Source organism: Cyclonatronum proteinivorum, from assembly GCF_003353065.1.
In the GTDB taxonomy this organism is placed as follows: domain Bacteria; phylum Bacteroidota; class Rhodothermia; order Balneolales; family Cyclonatronaceae; genus Cyclonatronum; species Cyclonatronum proteinivorum.
Genome location: NZ_CP027806.1, coordinates 2071288 through 2087810 on the forward strand (window position 1 = coordinate 2071288; position 16523 = coordinate 2087810).

The 16523-nt window shown below is 48.4% G+C and carries 15 protein-coding genes; 11 read left to right on the top strand and 4 right to left on the bottom strand.

The genetic code is table 11. The features are described from left to right. The first annotated feature begins 62 nt into the window (after positions 1-62). The 4 genes from CYPRO_RS08000 (at position 63) to CYPRO_RS08015 (ending at position 2966) form a co-directional block, all read left to right on the top strand. Entirely contained in the window at positions 63-581 is a 519-nt protein-coding gene (locus CYPRO_RS08000; RefSeq protein WP_205730348.1) for a hypothetical protein, read from the top strand. Between the two features lie 184 nt (positions 582-765). Further along, the gene (locus CYPRO_RS08005) at positions 766-1482 is read left to right on the top strand and encodes an alpha/beta hydrolase (RefSeq protein WP_114984117.1); all 717 of its coding nucleotides are present in this window, start codon (positions 766-768) and stop codon (positions 1480-1482) included. A 34-nt stretch (positions 1483-1516) separates the two neighbouring features. Next, entirely contained in the window at positions 1517-2197 is a 681-nt protein-coding gene (locus CYPRO_RS08010; RefSeq protein ID WP_114984118.1) for a response regulator transcription factor, read from the top strand. Between the two features lie 130 nt (positions 2198-2327). Further along, positions 2328-2966 carry a TrmH family RNA methyltransferase gene (locus CYPRO_RS08015; RefSeq protein ID WP_240644875.1) on the top strand — a complete coding sequence of 213 codons (639 nt, stop codon included), beginning with the start codon at positions 2328-2330 and terminating at the stop codon, positions 2964-2966. Between the two features lie 126 nt (positions 2967-3092). Here CYPRO_RS08015 and CYPRO_RS08020 read toward each other — a convergent pair whose 3' ends face one another. Together CYPRO_RS08020 and CYPRO_RS08025 are read right to left on the bottom strand one after the other, a co-directional pair. Next, a complete protein-coding gene (locus CYPRO_RS08020; RefSeq protein WP_114984120.1) occupies positions 3093-4067 on the bottom strand; it encodes a M23 family metallopeptidase in 975 nt (324 codons plus the stop codon). Between the two features lie 140 nt (positions 4068-4207). After that, positions 4208-5665, bottom strand: coding sequence for a TlpA family protein disulfide reductase (locus CYPRO_RS08025; protein ID WP_114984121.1), 1458 nt, complete (start codon positions 5663-5665; stop codon positions 4208-4210). 299 nt (positions 5666-5964) lie between these two features. Between CYPRO_RS08025 and tsaB the strand changes: the two genes are divergently transcribed. The 4 genes from tsaB (at position 5965) to dprA (ending at position 9951) form a co-directional block, all read left to right on the top strand. Next, the gene (gene tsaB, locus CYPRO_RS08030; RefSeq protein WP_114984122.1) at positions 5965-6651 is read left to right on the top strand and encodes a tRNA (adenosine(37)-N6)-threonylcarbamoyltransferase complex dimerization subunit type 1 TsaB; all 687 of its coding nucleotides are present in this window, start codon (positions 5965-5967) and stop codon (positions 6649-6651) included. A 143-nt stretch (positions 6652-6794) separates the two neighbouring features. Next, the gene (gene accD / locus CYPRO_RS08035; RefSeq protein ID WP_114984123.1) at positions 6795-7673 is read left to right on the top strand and encodes an acetyl-CoA carboxylase, carboxyltransferase subunit beta; all 879 of its coding nucleotides are present in this window, start codon (positions 6795-6797) and stop codon (positions 7671-7673) included. Between the two features lie 93 nt (positions 7674-7766). Further along, the gene (obgE, locus tag CYPRO_RS08040; protein WP_408625760.1) at positions 7767-8762 is read left to right on the top strand and encodes a GTPase ObgE; all 996 of its coding nucleotides are present in this window, start codon (positions 7767-7769) and stop codon (positions 8760-8762) included. Further along, on the top strand, positions 8755-9951 hold the full coding sequence (gene dprA / locus CYPRO_RS08045) for a DNA-processing protein DprA (RefSeq protein ID WP_114984124.1): 1197 nt from the start codon (positions 8755-8757) through the stop codon (positions 9949-9951). Before obgE ends, dprA begins: the two co-directional genes overlap by 8 nt. A 61-nt stretch (positions 9952-10012) precedes the next feature. Here dprA and CYPRO_RS08050 read toward each other — a convergent pair whose 3' ends face one another. Together CYPRO_RS08050 and CYPRO_RS08055 are read right to left on the bottom strand one after the other, a co-directional pair. Beyond that, positions 10013-10432, bottom strand: coding sequence for an ATP-binding protein (locus CYPRO_RS08050; protein ID WP_124245569.1), 420 nt, complete (start codon positions 10430-10432; stop codon positions 10013-10015). A 104-nt stretch (positions 10433-10536) separates the two neighbouring features. After that, positions 10537-11814: a Glu/Leu/Phe/Val family dehydrogenase gene (locus tag CYPRO_RS08055; protein WP_408625761.1), complete on the bottom strand. Its 1278-nt coding sequence runs from the start codon at positions 11812-11814 to the stop codon at positions 10537-10539. A 461-nt stretch (positions 11815-12275) separates the two neighbouring features. Between CYPRO_RS08055 and CYPRO_RS08060 the strand changes: the two genes are divergently transcribed. The 3 genes from CYPRO_RS08060 (at position 12276) to mutS (ending at position 16509) form a co-directional block, all read left to right on the top strand. Further along, positions 12276-13112, top strand: coding sequence for a C40 family peptidase (locus CYPRO_RS08060; RefSeq protein WP_114984127.1), 837 nt, complete (start codon positions 12276-12278; stop codon positions 13110-13112). Between the two features lie 15 nt (positions 13113-13127). Continuing rightward, complete coding sequence (locus tag CYPRO_RS08065; protein WP_114984128.1) at positions 13128-13628, top strand: HNH endonuclease; 501 nt, start codon at positions 13128-13130, stop codon at positions 13626-13628. A gap of 139 nt (positions 13629-13767) precedes the next feature. After that, complete coding sequence (mutS, locus tag CYPRO_RS08070) at positions 13768-16509, top strand: DNA mismatch repair protein MutS (protein ID WP_114984129.1); 2742 nt, start codon at positions 13768-13770, stop codon at positions 16507-16509. The last annotated feature ends 14 nt before the right edge of the window (positions 16510-16523 follow it).

Here is a 16523-nt window from a genome sequence, read left to right on the forward strand (position 1 = left end):
AATTGAAAAGCGACGCTTACGCTTTTCTGGTTTTATTCAACATTTCTATTGCAACCACTCCTATGCTAACTAATCCTAATCTTAGGCTGATTGACGCCCTTCGTAAAACAGCAAAACGTCTCGATTCCGGCGCTGAATACAACTGGTGCCACATGGGACGATGTAATTGCGGTCATCTGGCCCAAACCATTACCGAATTGTCACCCGCTGAAATCCATGAAATGGCATTGCTTAAAGCAGGAGACTGGACCACGCAATCTGTAGAACACTGTACAGCTACAGGACTCACCATAGATCACATTATAGCATCCATGCTTGAGCTGGGGCTTACAAGGCAGGACATTGCTAACCTTGAACGGCTTGCTGATCAGCGCGTTCTTATGCGTATTCCGCTCGAACGGAGAAAAGAAATGAGTCATAAGAACAGAGCGGATGTTGTCTTATATATGAATACTTTAGCGCAAATGCTTGAAGAGCAGCTTCTTAACTCTGTGCCGCCCGCAGAAGTGCTCTTATCTAAGATTTCGGAAGAAACCAAATCCAAAAGCATAAAATCGAAAATTGCGGTAGTAAGTCAATAACAGAAATAAATTTTGAGAAAAAAAGACCTGATGTTGAATCAGGTCTTTTTTTTGGAAGAAGATTTCTGCTACGAGTATTCCATTCGTGTTTTCTATCCGATTAGCTTTATATTACTAAGGCGTGCAAACCAGCATGGTTGTATCATTCATTTTTGTAACATTAGCCTCCTACAATTAGTCATAAATGGAAGTCCTTAGCTCTGGTAAAACATCGTTTAAAGTAGAAGTCCCTTACAAACTATTTCAAACCGGCGAAAATCGTCCAAAGCCGCTCATCGTGTATTTGCACGGTTCCGGACAAAATATTGAGGGTTTTGAAAAAAAGATGATATCGCTTCAGGGTATAGAAGCCTATCATTTGTTCATTCAGGGACCGTATCCTGATTTCAGGAAAGTTAAGCACAGAGGCAAATGGGGTTTTGGGTGGTATTTGTATAACGGGAAGCAGGGTGCCTTTAAAAAGTCGCTTGAGTACACATCTGAGTTTATTCAGTCTATTATAGATACCGTAACGCTGCGTCTGCATGTGAACCGTTTGTGTATTATCGGCTATTCTATGGGTGCGTATCAGGCAGGCTATTTTGCCTTCAGCAGATGGAAGCATACCAATGATCTTATTATGATAGGTGGCCGTTTGAAAGCAGAGTCCTTCAACGAAAAGCGTTTTCGCAAATGCGGGCACATAAATGTGATTGCCATACATGGCAAGCAAGATACAATTGTCCCGATAGAGGCGCAGCGGGAAGCGCTCAACTTAATTAAAGAGCATGGTGTGCCTACACGAATGATTGAACTTGAGTCAGATCATAAAATGACAGATAACGTACCTCACCTAATCATTGACACCCTTAGTCAAATTGGGTACGATACCGTCAAAATTACGCAGGATACCAATCAGTGAGTTTGGTACTATTTTTTAGTTAAATACAGGAAAAATGAAAGTATTAGTTGTCGAAGACGATGTTGATATCATAAAGCTCATAAAAATAGTACTGGAGAAAAATAAGTTCGAAGTTGAAATTGCGGAAACAGGTACACAAGGGCTGCAATATGCGTTGTCCAAAGACTTTGACTGTATCGTTCTTGATATCGGGCTGCCTGAAATAGATGGTTTGGAAGTATGCCGTGCCATACGAAATCATAAAATAACGACACCTATTCTCATATTATCTGCCTTCGGAGAGACGGATACGAAAGTTTCAGGACTCAACTATGGGGCGGATGATTACATTGAAAAGCCTTTTGAAATTAAGGAGTTGCTTGCAAGAATACACGCGCTCATTCGAAGAAGCAAGCAGCAAAGTCCGGATCAGAGCTATAGTTGTGGTTCACTTAAAATTGATTTGGTAGCGAGATCATTTAAAGTGAAACACAAAGATGTGAGCCTTACCAATAATGAGTTTGAGATAATGGCTTTTTTGTTTAAAAATAGCAATCGTATCGTAAGTATTGATGAGCTTTCTGATTATGTATGGCCAAACGGGGATCGTAAAGAAACCAATCATGTGAATGTGTACATAAGTTATATTCGTAAAAAAATCAGTGCGATTGACACAACACCATACATTATAACTGTTAGGTATAAAGGGTTTAAGCTCATAGAACCTGATTCCTGAAAATTCTTATCAGCATTACATGATATCCGGATTGCAGGCCAATGGTGCAGGTTCAGGTCATTCAAATGACTTAAAAAAGCAAATTTGCCGGCATTTAGAAAAATTTGTTACAACACAGCGCCTTACAAGAATGCGGCAGGTGCTTGATAAGCGTACCCGATATGTAACGGTTGTACTCGAAGACATCTATCAGCCACACAATGCAGCGGCAGTGCTAAGAAGCTGTGAGTGTTTTGGGGTTCAGGATGTGTATGCTGTTGAAGGCCGCAATACGTTTGATATCAGCAGTAAAATCAGCCGCAAAGCACATCAATGGCTAACCTTACATACTTTTAAGCAGGCGGAAGCCGGAGATGAGTCCTGTTTTAAAGCGTTGAAAAATAAAGGGTACAAAATTGCAACGCTGACGCCTGAAGCTGAAACACGGCTGGATCAGCTGCCGCTTAATCTCCCTTTAGCATTCGTTTTTGGGACCGAAAAGGAAGGGGTATCGGCTTTGGCAAGGAATGAATCCGATTTTCAGGTGCAGGTACCAATGGCCGGCTTCTCAGAGAGTTTTAATGTATCTGTAACCGTTGCCATCACCCTTTATGAGACAATGAAAAGACTGCGTATGCCGGAGATAGAATCAGGTTTTCCGCTTTCCCTTACTTCAGCCGAAAAAGAAGCTATATGGTATGTATGGCTCAAAAATACGGTCAAGAAATCCCAATTGCTGGAGCAGGAATTCCTTCAAAATATAAAACGCGCAAGTAATCCGGGCAAATAGATGAATACGCGATGTGGGTTTTTATGAAACCTGCATATGGGTCAGACTATAAATATGTGATAATATTTCACAACAGTCGCTATTATCGCTCAGCAGGCATTTTGCAAGGGCTAAACCTGTAAAGGTTTATTCCAGCAAGCCCCTTTGCTGTGACCGGTGAATGCGGGTAAAGAGCTGATATTCCTGTGGGGTGAGATCAGCAAATAAATAGTTCAGCGGATCAACGGGCCTGCCATTGCGGTGTATTTCATAATGAAGGTGCGGACCTGATACGACGCCGGAGCGGCCTGTATAGCCAATGTGCTGTCCTCGGGTAACCTGCCTGCCAGCCCTGATGCCCTCACCAAGCGCAGATAAGTGCGCATAGCGCGTCATGTAGCCATGTCCGTGATCGATGTCGATGGTGAGTCCGTAGCCGCCGGCTCTGTTTGCGGCATATTTGATGACCCCATCGCCCGGGGCATAAATAGGAGTTCCGATGCTTGCACGGAAGTCAAGGCCCTCGTGCATACGGCGAACGCCAAGCACAGGATGGGTACGCATACCGAAACCACTGAGTATGATGCTGTCAATGGGACGAAGGATGGGGAGATGCCGCATTTTTTCATTATTGCGGTTATAAAACTCTCTGACTTCATCAAAACTATATTGCTGTATTCTCAGTCGCTGTTCAATATTCTCTAATTCTGACGACGTTTGTCTCAGCAAGGCCGTAGTCGAAGGGGCTAAGCCTTCAAAAGAAACAAATAAATCAGCACCACCAGCACCCGCCATGCGCTCATCCTCATTAATGGGCTCCATCCCTAAAACAGTTCTGTAAACTTCGTTATCTCTTAATGAAATATCGTAGAGACGATCAGAGAGCTGACCGATCACGTTCTGATGTTGTAAGTGCTGATTCAGAAGTACACGGTTCTCAGCTCTGAGTGCAAGTTCGGCCGGCGATCCGGAAAGGTAAACCAGCGATGTAATAAAAAAACCAGCTACAACTATACCTATTAGTAGGCTTGTTGTCAGTGTATGAAGAATCTTGTCCTTTTTTGAGTATTCAACAACAACAAACTGACACTGATGCGGATCGTAGTAATAGAGATTTTTCAAGACGGAGTTAACTGTTTATAGTCGCGCTTTTGAAAGTCAAATCAAGGCGGATTAGTTTTGCTGAATAAGATAAGCGCAAGCCGTCATATTTACAAATACTCCGGTCTGTAATTGAGTTGTGCAGTTTGGGTAAGCTTGGCTTAGTTTTGCCCGGCATAGGTATGGTCAAGATCCGCGTAAATGAGATCATCAAGCACATCAACGAGATTCAAAGAAGGACGTATATCATTGTTTCTTAGGATGGTGCCGTCACGTCCGATCAATACGTAGTAAGGAATACTGCCTGCCCTGTAGCTGCGAAAGGTCTCCTGATCAAAACCGTTTCCGTCGAATGTATGAATCCACGGTTTGTTTATCCGGCTAAGAGCGGCTCGCCAGGCCTCTTCTGATTCATCGAGTGATACAGATACAATCTGCAGGTCGGTTTCGCCATACGTCTCGCGCAGCTTAATCAGATCAGCGGTTTCCCGTGCACAGTTGGGGCACCAGCTTGCCCAAAACTCGAGAAGGAGATAGGTTCCCTGAAAATCTTCGAGCGAGATGAAATCACCATCAAAGGTTTCCAGCTGAAAGGGTATGGCTTCCATTCCCGGCTGCGAAAGGCTGAGTTCGTAATGGAGATGCTCAAGAAAGGCGAGATATTCCGGCTTTGCCTCGAGTTCTGACCTGAATTCCTCCAGCATAGCCGAACCGGCCTGAAAATCAAAGTCGCCAAGTTCTTCGGCAATAAAGTACATGAGCGCATGTAGCCGTGCGTCAGGGTCAGTAATACTATCCAGGAGCTGTAAGCGGTGCATGCGCACTTCGTCTCCGGCCGCGATGACCCAGTTGAGAACAGGTTGTGATTCTGAAAGAATTCTGGATTGGATGCCAAAGGTCTGAATCCATTCATTGGAGAAATCCCGAATACCTGCCCGCTGTGCTTTAAGGCTTTCATGACTAAAGAAACGCTGTAGCTGCGCCTCGGTCAGTACCGAGAGCCGTGCTAAATCTACATTAAAATTCTGATCCTCTTTTCGGAGCTTTATTTCGTGAAGCCTTCCCACAAGATATTCACCAATGTAGCCATAAATCAGGAAGCTGAAGGGCGTTTCCCCTAAAAACTCCTTGGCTCTTGAAATTTTGTTGCGGTGGGCATTCAGATATTCATTGGGCTGACTGCGGACAAACCTGCTGCGTTCCCGCGCCATGTGTCGGGTAAGAGATTCGGTTTCATCCAAAAAAGCAAGGAGCGATTCGTAGTGCGCGCGACCAAATCCGGAAACCCGTATACTTCCGGGAAAATGTGCGTGATGGAAGCTCAGTGATGTTTTTTGACCGGGCTTCATGAAAACGGGGAAGCTGTTGTTGTTGTAGATCAGTTTGAAATGCTGCTCTCCCTCAAGATCGAGCCTGAATTCAAAAAAACCGTTTTCACCGACTGTTGCTTCGATGTACTCCGGGTCACTAAACTTGTAGTGTATCCGCTCCGCAGAAAGAATGATGCGGTCAGAGAGGGCGTTTGAGATCGTGCCGCTAAGCACAGCCTCACCGCTATCTCTCGTACAAGAAATAATTGCTATTGAAATTATAAAACTTAAGCGTAAAGTCAGACGCATCGGTAATCTGTTTAGTTGAATTCCTAAATAAACTATTTTCAACCCATTATGCACCTGAAAGTAAGTCGCTTAACTGCATTTAACTTATGTTTACACTTAATGCTTAAGCCGTTAGGATTTGAATGATGCCAGGTACTGTGCACATCAACAGATGAAAAAAATAAGCGGCATAAACGAATTTTATACATTCACCAAAATACAAAGCTATATCGTCTTAATAATCCGGTCCCCGAGGCTTTTCCTGTCTCTGCTTTGCTGTTAGAGTGCAGGATTGTATCTTCCGCAGAAAATTATTGCAGATGACAACTATTCTTGCTTTTGAAACATCAACCCCTGTCTGCTCGGTAGCACTGCAAACCGGGGGGCACTCTTATGCAGAAACTCAAACCGGTACTGGTATTCACTCAGAAGCGGTGTTTGTATCGGCTGAAAAACTGCTTCATCGGGCCGGACTTAGCTTTAAAGAAGTCGGTGCTGTTGTTATTTCGGGCGGACCGGGTTCGTACACCGGACTCCGTATTTCGTCTGCCGCCGTGAAAGGAATGCTGTTTAACATGGCTGCCCGCTTCTATGCCGCCGACACCCTGGCTTCCATAGCGGTTGGTATTGTGAACAGGAATAAGGATGGTGCAGCAAGACCTCAGCGGATACATGCAGTCCTGAATGCACGCAGAACCCATTTATATCATCAGATATTCTGCAGCAAGAATGAAATTGGTTTAGTACCGCAGAGCACCGCAGCTGTCAGGTCGCTGGATCAGATTGCAGGTCTTATTGCCGGGCAAGATGTTATCGCAGGCACCGGAACAGCCCGTTTGAACCTGCCTGAAAGCCTAAAAAGTACGGTTGAAATCGTCTCTGATGAAGCAGCAGTACATGCTGGTCATCTCATCGAGATGCTTGTAAGCCCTGCATATAAATCATGGGTCAGAGAAGCGGACCCGGAGAAGTTTGAGCCGCTGTATGCCCTGCCTGATGCAGAATAGGCGACAGCCGTTTCCAAAGGTGACGGAAACATCCATTTTATTTGTATTTTTAGATTCGAAATATATTGCGGATAGCAAAAAGTCTTTTTTTTTGTGATGAAGACTAATTCGACAAACTCATCAAATTTTAATTACGCACATTTATGAGCTGGTTTAAGCGCAAAGGATCGAATATCGTAACCGAAACACCCAAGGATATGCCCGAAGGAATTTGGGTAAAGGTACCCTCAACCGGGGAGACCTTACACCGGCGGGAACTCGAAGAAAACGCCTGGGTATGTCCTGCAAGTGGCTATCATTTTTCGTTGGGCAGCAAGGGTTACTTCGACCTGCTGTTTGACAGTCAGGAATATACCGAGCTTTTCAGCGGCATTACGTCATCTGATCCCCTGTCTTTTACAGATCGTAAACCTTACCCAAAGCGGCTCGAAGAGATGCAGCGAAAAACGGGGCTTGAAGATGCCGTTAGGGTTGCGACAGGCAAGTCACGCAGAAACGACCTCGTTGTCGTTTGTATGGATTTCAGCTTTATCGGTGGAAGTATGGGATCTGTGGTCGGTGAAAAAATCGCAAGAGGTATCGACTATGCGCGCGAGCATCGCATTCCGTTGCTGATTATCTCCCAATCAGGCGGGGCCCGTATGATGGAAGGCGTGTTGTCGCTTATGCAGCTCGCCAAGACCTCGGCCAAACTGGCTCTTTTATCCGAAGCCAAGGTGCCGTTCATCAGTCTCATGACCAACCCTACAACTGGTGGTGTTACAGCGAGCTATGCCATGCTGGGTGATTTCAACCTGGGTGAACCCGGGGCCCTTATTGGTTTTGCAGGTCCGCGCGTTATTCGTCAGACGATAGGACGCGATCTGCCCGAAGGCTTTCAAACGGCAGAATACCTGTTAGAGCATGGCTTCCTTGATTTTATTGTTCCCCGCACACAGCTCAAAAGCCGCATTGCCAAACTGCTCAACGTATTGCATAAGAAATACGAAAAGAACGAAGACAAAGAAAATACCAAAGCTTAAACCAAGGCTCAGGTTTCAGCCAATGCGGCGTGCTGCATTGGCTTTTTTATTCAGGTGAAGGGGCATTTTCCGGAGATCTCCCCCACAAAGATTATTTTTACCATGCGATTTGCTGATTACGCGAAAATCTATCTGAAGGCCGGAAACGGCGGGTCGGGTTCGGCACACTTCAGGCGCGAGAAATACATCCCTAAAGGCGGGCCCGACGGCGGTGACGGAGGCCGGGGAGCGCACATCATTCTAAGGGGGAATGCTAACATGAATACCCTACTGGATCTTCGCTATAAAAAATACATTAAAGCGCCGCACGGGATGCCCGGGGGTAAACAGCAATCAACCGGAAAAAGTGGTGAAGACCTGATTCTTCCGGTTCCGCTGGGGACCATCGCATACGAGTTCGAAACCCGCAAACTCATTGGAGAAGTAACCGAGGAAGGGCAGGAGCTGATTATTGCCAAAGGCGGTAAAGGGGGCCTGGGAAATACGCATTTCAAAAGTTCCACCAATCAAACGCCCCGTTATGCGCAACCCGGAGAACCGGGGGAAGAAATCGTGGTAGAAATTGAGCTCAAACTTATTGCTGATGTGGGGCTTGTTGGCTTTCCGAATGCGGGAAAAAGTACGCTGCTCGCAGCGACTTCAGCCGCACGGCCTAAGATTGCAGACTACCCGTTTACCACCCTTGAGCCCAATTTGGGCGTGGTTCAGCTTCCGGATTACCGCAGCTTTGTCATTGCAGACATCCCCGGAATTATTGAAGAAGCACATCAGGGGAAGGGGCTTGGACTGCGTTTTTTGCGCCATATTGAGCGAAACCGCGTCCTGCTGTTCGTTGTTGCTGCTAACACCGATATTAAAGCCGAATATGAAATTCTGCTCGAAGAGCTTCGGCAGTATCGGGCTGACCTGCTCGAAAAGCCGCGTTTGCTGGCCATTTCCAAGGCGGACCTTCATCCCGGATACGAGCTGCCGGAAGAACCGCAAGTTGACATTCCCTATGTTACCATCTCTGCGGCTTCCGGGCACAACCTTGATGCGCTAAAGGAGATGCTCTGGATGATGATGCAAACAATATCGGAAGATGAATGAGCAACAAGTGAAGTGTCTGATCGGGCTTAGTTTGGTCAATGGGCTTGGCGCGGCCCGTATCATGCGTTTGATGGAGGCCTTCCCTGACTTAAACCGGGTTTTTAAAGCGGAAGAGCGGCAGCTGCTGCAAATTCCGGGAGTAGGTAAAGCTACGGCGGCAGCCATCAGCCGGTTTGGCGATTGGCAGGAGGTTGACCGTATTCTCAGTGTAACCGAACATACCGATGCCTGGCTGCTAACCATTGATGATGAGCACTATCCAAAGCGCCTTCGTCATATTTACGACCCTCCGCTGCTGCTTTGGGGGCGGGGAGATGTATCTGCGCTTTCAAGGCCGGGAATTGCCGTAATTGGCACCCGGAAGCCAACCGTTTACGGACGTGCGCGCGGACAACAATTTTCCCGTGATATTGCCGGGGCAGGACTAAGTGTCATCAGCGGACTTGCCTATGGGGTTGACACCCTCGCCCATGCGGCTGCTTTGGATGCGGGCGGGGTAACGGTCGCGGTGCTGGGGTCGGGAATTGATCGGGTGTATCCGTCTGCAAACAGGGCTCTTGCAGATAAGATTGCCACCAACAGGGGTGCCGTTATTTCCGAGTTTGCCCCCGGTACCAAGCCGGACCGGGAAAATTTTCCCGTGAGAAACCGGGTCGTAAGTGGTTTGAGTTACGGGGCGCTTGTTGTGGAATCCGCAACAACGGGCGGAAGTATGATTACGGCCTATTCGGCGCTTGATCAGGGGCGCGAAGTCTTTGCGATTCCACATGATATTACCAATGAAGCCGGTTCGGGTGGTAACACCCTCATCAAAAAAGGACACGCAAAACTGACCATGTGTTTGCAGGATATATTGGAAGAACTCCGTTTACCCGATGAATTTCTGGGTTCCATCAAGCCCGAAACACAGCCCTCAGCTCCGGACCTGTTTGGTCAGACTACGGTAATCAGTCCGGATACAAAACCTGAGCCAAAGCCTCAACCCTTAAAGTGGAAAACCCTGAAGGATATTTCCTCACGCGATGACCTGCGTCAGCTTTGTCAGGCAATGGAAGATCAGGTGTGGCACATTGATGATCTTGCGGAGAAGCTAAATAAGCCGGGACATCTCCTACTGGTAGCTCTGCTCGAACTTGAAATGATGGGCTGCGTGAAAGCGAGTAGCGGAAAACGCTTTCAATTGGTGTAATACCCGAATGTGTTCCGTAGTCAGAAAAGATATCTTTTTCCGGGCGGGCTTGTAGTTGGGATTAAAGCGGTGATTTGCTCACGTCAAAGCTGAGATTAAGGATGTTGCCTTTGTCGTTATAGCTGACATCCGCGGTTTGATTCATCAGGTACACGCCGCGTCCGCTGGGCTTGAGAAGGTTTTCTTCGGCGAGTGGATCGGGTATGGTGTCAGGATTGAATCCATTCCCTTCATCTTCAATCTTGATCATTAGTTTTTTGGCAGCATCCATTTCGCAGCGCATATGTGCTTTTTTCGTTTCGTCTAATTTGTTCCCGTGCTTAATGGCATTGGTTATACCTTCAGAAACAGCAAGCATCAGAATGGCTTCAAAATCCTCAGAAATGGCAAAATGGGTGACGATCTCCGAAATAATTTCCGGTAAGCGGTCAAGTTCCTTAAAATCAGATTCAAAGGTGTAGGTCAGATTGGAAGGCGTCATTTGCAAATTTCATGGGGGTAAAGAAAATTGGAAAACAGTTTCGAAAAGCTAAAAAAAAGGGATGAATTATTTCATCCCTTTTTTTGAAAAAATAAGGTGTTACGTTAGGCGTAAATACCCCGAAGTTTCAGGGTATCAGCTACTTTCTTGATGGCATAAACGTATGCCGCCTGTCGCAGGGTGATGTTGTATTCTTCCTTCACGTCAAAAATCAGCTGAAACGCATTACGCATCATCCGGTTCAGGCGTCGGTTTACACGCTCTTCGGTCCAGAAATACCCCTGACGGTCCTGTACCCACTCGAAGTAGGATACCGTAACGCCGCCGGCATTTGCCAGAATGTCGGGTATAACAAGTACCCCTTTTTCTTCCAGGATAGCATCTGCATTGGCTGTGATTGGGCCGTTGGCACCTTCAGAAATAATTTTAGCTTTGATGTTAGGCGCATTGACCCGGCTTATCTGATCCTCTTTGGCTGCCGGTATCAGCACATCACATTCAAGTTCGAGCAATTCTTCATTGCTGATGGGCGCTGCGCCGGTGAAGCCTTCGAGAGAGAAGCGGTTTTGGGCTGCATACTCAATGGCCGCCGGAATATCGATACCTTCAGCATTGAAATAACCGCCGCTTACATCAGAAACGCCAATTACGCGCGCGCCCTGCTCGTACATCAGCTTTGCTGACACCGAGCCGACATTGCCAAAACCCTGTACAACAACTTTCGCATTAACCGGTGAAATGCCCAGCTTGCTCATGGCAGCGAGCGTAACCGTTACAACGCCACGGCCGGTAGCCTCACGACGACCAAGGGATCCCCCGATAATGGGCGGCTTACCGGTAACAACAGCGGTTACGGTTTTGCGTGAATGCATGGAATAGGTATCCATAATCCAGGCCATGGTGTGTTCATTGGTGCCCATGTCAGGCGCGGGAATGTCTTCGTCCGGACCAAAGACTTCCAGCATGCTTGCCGTAAAGCGACGGGTAAGCCGCTCAAGCTCACGGGGACTAAGCTCACGGGGATTGCATCGTACACCGCCTTTTGCTCCGCCAAAGGGTACGTTTACAACGGCACACTTCCAGGTCATCCAGGAAGCCAGCGCTTTTACTTCATCAATGTTCACGTCGGGGGCAAAGCGCAGACCGCCTTTGCTTGGGCCTAACACGTTGTCGTGAATGACACGGTATCCCTCAAAAACTTCGAGACGGCCATCGTCCATTTCAACCGGGATGGAAACAGTGACCTGCTTCACGGGATTCGATAAATACTGAAAAGTTCCGTCATCAAGTTTGAGAAGCTCGGCTGCAAAGCGGAAACGCTCCATCATAGATTCAAAAGGACTCTCTTTATCAAGCTTAGGGCCTGGCTCCTTGTAGTACAGCGTGCTGTACGTATCTTTTTTGTAAGGCATGGGTGTATGAAAAATAAACGGGTTTAGGATAAACTGACCTTGGTCAAAGTCATTTTTTAAATGTGTATCAATCCTGCATCAGGTTTGGAGCTGAATTCAGCACAATGTTCATCAGAACATTATCCCACAAACATGCGGTAAAATAAATTTACGTGTCGAATCAAATTTGGTACCTGAAAGGCTTTTGCTTGGGACGGATACAGGTTTGGACTGACCAAAAATAAGGATTTTAAAAATTGAATCTGACAGCCAAACGGGTAATTTTTTTGCTGAAAGCGGATGGTATTGTAGCACCTATAAGTATTTTTTAGGAATTGCACGGTATTAAAATTTTATTGTGAATCCTGCAGGAAAGACGTGGTAGTTTGGATTTAAAGATAGGGTTTGTTTAATTCAGGCTTTCACAAAGCTCCCAAATCAATTTTGTTCTGATGAATCAGGTTTCTGAAAATCTCCAAAAAATAATCATATCAACCGCAGTAGCACCGCAGCGTGGAGAAGCGCGGGACGCTTCAGAAATGGTAAATGAACTGCTGCTCGGCGAAACGGCACAGCTGTTGGAGACAGATGAAACAGGCCGCTGGCTGAAAGTCAGGGCAGACCACGACGGCTACGAAGGCTGGGTGAGTGTCGCGCAGGCTTTTGTGTATGAAAGGGAAAGGGAAGGGGCCGGAACTGCATCCGAAACCGGGCGTTTTTCCATCAATAATACTGTCCGAAACCAAAGAACCGGCATGCTGCTCAGGCGTGAAAACGGAAACCTGCTGCGGGTTCCTTTGGGTGCCTGCCTGCCACAGGAAGAAAACGGTACTATCCCTTTTATCTTCGGAAACTGCCGAATTGAAAATCCGGGTGTGCCGCTCCCGGCTGATCTTATGCAGGCCGCAAAGAACTTTGCGGGCATCCCTTACCTGTGGGGCGGGCGATCAGATTTTGGTATTGACTGCAGCGGATTGGTTCAGCAATGGGGTTTTCTTTGTGGCATTCCGCTTCCCCGCGACGCCTCCATGCAAATAAAAGCTTATCCGCTCATAAGTAAAGATTTGAAAGACGCGCAGGCAGCCGACCTGGTCTATTTTAGTTTTGACGGTATCCGGATTGTACACGTGGGCCTTTACTGTGGCGACGGGCTGCTGCTTCATGCATCAGGAGATGTGCGGATTGAATGTATTGACAGCGACAAACGAAACGCAACGCCTTTCATGTTTAACGAGCGGCTTGCAGGTGCTGTAGCCGGAATACAGCGCCCCGGGTTCCCTTACAGCTAACTAACTGCAATTACCATGTTCGATGCCAATGTGTTAATTCTGAATCAGGACTATCAGCCGCTGAACGTCGTAGATGTCCGAAAATCTCTCATGCTGCTCTTTCTTGACAAGGCGGAACTGCTGCACGATTACCCGAACAAAACCATACGCACGGTTAGTACTGATTTCCAGTATCCGTCGGTGATACGACTTAAACGATATGCGCGCATCCCGTTTCGTTTCATCGTACTTTCACGTAAAAACGTGCTGAAACGTGACGGCAATAAGTGTCAGTATTGTGGCAGTACCCGCGATCTGACCATTGACCATGTCATTCCCCGCAGCCGGGGCGGGGGAGACAGCTGGGAAAACCTCGTAACTGCCTGTACCCGCTGCAACAATAAAAAAGGGAACCGAACCCCACGTGAAGCCCAAATGCCGCTGCTAAGTAAGCCTTACCGACCAAGCCATATTGTTTTTCTGCGCGATTATGGCGGCAGAATTGATGACAGCTGGAAGCCTTACCTCTACATGTAGCGCTATCATTCGCAGTATCAGAGCGCAAAATCAGAAGGTGCAAATTCAGGGCGCAGCTGTGGTTGTATTTTGAAGCCTTTTGTGCAATCCTTATACTTAAAGGCTAATCCAATTTCAAAAAATGCCGCGCAGCTGAACCATGAAATCATCCAAGAGCGAAACGCCGCTGATGCGGCAATACAATCAGATTAAAGCAAGATACCCGGGCACGGTTCTGCTGTTTCGCGTTGGTGATTTTTATGAGACCTTCGCCGATGACGCCATCACGATCAGCAAGGAGCTGGGTATCACGCTCACCAAGCGCAACAACGGCGGCGATCAGACCCCGCTTGCCGGCTTCCCGCATCATTCGCTTGATACCTACCTGCCCCGCCTGGTAAAGCGCGGACACCGCGTTGCTGTCTGCGACCAAACCGAGGATCCCGCCGAAGCCAAAGCGGCAAAAAAGAAAATCGTGGATAGGGATGTCACCGAAGTCGTCACGCCCGGCGTTACCCTGAATGAAAAGCTGCTCGAACACAAGCAAAACAACTACGCTTTTGCCGTACACTGGAGCGGCAGTACAGCGGGCGTCGCTTTCTCTGATATTTCAACCGGGGAGTTCGCCCTCGCGCAGCTCGACGCGCGGGAACTTAAAAGCTTCCTCACCCTCTTTGCGCCTGCTGAAATTCTGCTCAGTAAAAAGCTCAAAGGCAACCTGCCGGATGGCCTTGACGGCTACATGCTCACCTATCAGGAAGAATGGATTTTCGAGCATGACTACTGCTATCAGCTGCTGCTCGATCATTTTCAGACGCATTCGCTGAAAGGTTTTGGGGTGGAAGAGCTGACCATTGCGCAGGTCGCTGCCGGTGCACTGCTGCACTATATCAAAGAGAATCAAAAGGCATCACTGGGGCATATCCGGCGGATTTACGCCTTCGAGAACAGCCATTTCATGATGCTCGATGCTTCAACCAAGCGTAACCTCGAGCTGACCGCTTCGTTGCAGCAGGGGGGCACCGAAGGCACGCTGATTTCCATCCTCGATGAAACCCAAACGGCCATGGGCGCCCGCGAGCTGCGCAAATGGATCATGCGGCCCCTCAAAAACCTGCGCGACATCCGCCGCCGCCTCGATGCGGTCGAAGCCCTGTTCAAGGCCCACGAAATCCGCAACAGTCTGCGCGATGAACTTGAGCAAATTGGCGACCTCGAACGCCTGATCTCGCGCATCTCAGCGGGCCGCGCCAATGCGCGTGACCTGACGCAGCTACGCCTGTCTCTTGAGCGCATCCTGCCGGTCAAAATGCTGCTTCAAAAACAGGAATCGCCGCTTATTGTAAGCCTTCGGGACGGCCTTTCCGGACTCATCGAACTGCAGGAGCGCATCCGTGAAGCCATCGTCGATGATCCGCCGGCGAGCCTGCGCGATGGCGGCATTATCCGCGAAAGCTATTCCGAAGAGCTGCGTGAAATCCGTGACATCGCCCGCAACGGCAAACGCTACATCGCCGACATCCAAAAACAGCTTATTCAGGAAACGGGCATCAACTCCCTCAAACTCGGCTACAACAAAGTTTTCGGGTACTACATCGAGGTCACGAAAGTGCATCAGGAGAAAGTCCCCGACACCTTCATCCGAAAGCAGACGCTCGTCAACGCCGAGCGCTACATCACGCCCGAGCTCAAGGAGATCGAAGAAAAAGTGCTTAGCGCCGAAGAGCGCATGTCAACCCTCGAGTACGAGCTGTTCAACGAGCTGCGCATGCAGGTCTCCGAATATGCGGAGCAGATTCAGCAAAACGCCGCAAGCATCGCCGCCATCGACTGCCTGCAAAGCCTGGCCGAAACCGCCTTTCTTTTCAACTACGTTAAGCCGGAAGTTGACGATTCCACCGTCATCGACATCAAGGGCGGACGACATCCCGTCGTGGAGCGCTCGCTGCCGCTGGGTGAGCCCTTCATCCCGAATGATATCTTCCTCGATACCGAAACCGAGCAGCTCATCATCATCACCGGTCCGAACATGGCCGGAAAGAGCATCATTCTCCGGCAGACCGGCCTGATCGTACTTATGGCGCAGGTAGGCTGTTTTGTACCCGCGCAGCACGCACGTATCGGCCTCGTTGATAAAATTTTCACCCGCGTCGGCGCGTCCGACAACCTCGCCGCAGGGGAGAGCACCTTCCTCGTCGAGATGAACGAAGCCGCAAATATTCTCAACAATGCCACAGATAAATCCTTGATTTTGCTGGACGAAGTCGGGCGCGGTACGAGCACCTTCGACGGTCTCAGCATTGCCTGGTCGCTGGCCGAGTACCTGCATAATCAGCCCTCCGTAGCCGCGCGTACCCTGTTTGCGACGCACTATCACGAGCTCAACGAGCTGGAAAGCATGTACGAACGCGTCGTGAACTTCAATGTGCAGGTAAAGGAGCACGAAGGCAAGGTCATTTTCATGCGCAAACTCGTGAAAGGCGGCGCGGATCACAGCTACGGCATTCAGGTCGCCGGTATGGCCGGACTGCCAAAAGTTGTCATCAGCCGCGCGCAGGAAATCCTGCACAATCTCGAGCAGCATAGCCTCGACATCACCAACAAACACGGCAAGCTGAACGAGCTTAGAGAAGGTGACGAAAAGCTGTCATCAAACGGAACCGCATCCCTACCTGAAACCGGTGCAGCCGCAGCCGGAACCCGGAAAAAGGCTGCCTCATCACTTTCTCAGAAAATCCCCAAACAGCAGCCGCTGCCACAGTTCGACCTCTTTGGCGGCGCCCCGGATCCCCAGGCCGAAAAAATAAAAGAAAAGCTACGCCAGGCGGATCTCAATACAATGACCCCCATCAATGCCATGCTCTTCCTTGTCGAACTCAAAAAAGAAATAGGACAGCTTTAAGAAGCTTCCAGCTA

Coding starts and splice junctions, on each gene's coding strand:
- mutS (WP_114984129.1), top strand. CDS start 13,768: ATGAAATCATCCAAGAGCGAAACGCCGCTGATGCGGCAATACAATCAG.
- CYPRO_RS08065 (WP_114984128.1), top strand. CDS start 13,128: ATGTTCGATGCCAATGTGTTAATTCTGAATCAGGACTATCAGCCGCTG.
- CYPRO_RS08000 (WP_205730348.1), top strand. CDS start 63: ATGCTAACTAATCCTAATCTTAGGCTGATTGACGCCCTTCGTAAAACA.
- tsaB (WP_114984122.1), top strand. CDS start 5,965: ATGACAACTATTCTTGCTTTTGAAACATCAACCCCTGTCTGCTCGGTA.
- CYPRO_RS08060 (WP_114984127.1), top strand. CDS start 12,276: ATGAATCAGGTTTCTGAAAATCTCCAAAAAATAATCATATCAACCGCA.
- CYPRO_RS08050 (WP_124245569.1), bottom strand. CDS start 10,432: ATGACGCCTTCCAATCTGACCTACACCTTTGAATCTGATTTTAAGGAA.
- dprA (WP_114984124.1), top strand. CDS start 8,755: ATGAATGAGCAACAAGTGAAGTGTCTGATCGGGCTTAGTTTGGTCAAT.
- CYPRO_RS08010 (WP_114984118.1), top strand. CDS start 1,517: ATGAAAGTATTAGTTGTCGAAGACGATGTTGATATCATAAAGCTCATA.
- CYPRO_RS08005 (WP_114984117.1), top strand. CDS start 766: ATGGAAGTCCTTAGCTCTGGTAAAACATCGTTTAAAGTAGAAGTCCCT.
- CYPRO_RS08025 (WP_114984121.1), bottom strand. CDS start 5,665: ATGCGTCTGACTTTACGCTTAAGTTTTATAATTTCAATAGCAATTATT.
- CYPRO_RS08015 (WP_240644875.1), top strand. CDS start 2,328: ATGCGGCAGGTGCTTGATAAGCGTACCCGATATGTAACGGTTGTACTC.
- accD (WP_114984123.1), top strand. CDS start 6,795: ATGAGCTGGTTTAAGCGCAAAGGATCGAATATCGTAACCGAAACACCC.